Genomic DNA, 599 nt, shown 5'->3' with positions numbered 1-599 from the left:
TGATGCGAGCAACCCCGCGGCGTTGCCCGCGTTGGGTGGGGCCGGCGGTGACGGCGGGGACGGCGGCAACGGCACGGGACTGCTCGGCAGTGGCGGCCCTGGCGGCGCCGGCGGCGACGGGAGCAACCCTGACGGTTTGCCCGCGCTGGGCGGTGCCGGTGGGCTGGGTGGCACATTCGGTGCCCACGGCGTGGTCGGTGAGCCCGGCGCACTGACCCGAGTCCCGCCGGCCGGCGGCGCCCAGGCGCAGACCGTGGGCACCGACAACCCAGGGATCGAGATACAGCCGATCAGCACCACCGGCACGTGGCTGACCAACAGTGACGGCCAGGTGGTGATGCTGCACGGGTTCAGCCAGATGGTCAAGGTGCCGCCGTTCGAGCCGTCCCAGGACGGGTTCAGCAACTCCGACGCGGCATTGCTGCAAGCCGACGGGTTCAACGTGGTGCGGCTGGGTATCTTCTGGGCTGCGATCGAGCCTGAGCCCGGTGTCTTCAACCAGGCCTACCTGGCCTCGGTCGCCCAGACCGTGCAGATGCTGGCCGACCACCACATCTACGTGCTGCTCGGCGGCGCCGACGAGGACTCCTACAGCGCCA

General features: G+C 70.8%; 1 protein-coding gene. It reads left to right on the top strand.

Translation table 11 applies throughout. From position 1 onward, the window contains the following. On the top strand, nt 1–599 hold a 599-nt coding region (locus tag F6Q13_RS19650; RefSeq protein ID WP_293060065.1), incomplete at both ends, for a beta-galactosidase.

The sequence above is a fragment of the Mycobacterium sp. genome (assembly GCF_008709575.1).
GTDB lineage: Bacteria > Actinomycetota > Actinomycetes > Mycobacteriales > Mycobacteriaceae > Mycobacterium.
This window is presented reverse-complemented; position numbering and strand designations above follow the sequence as displayed.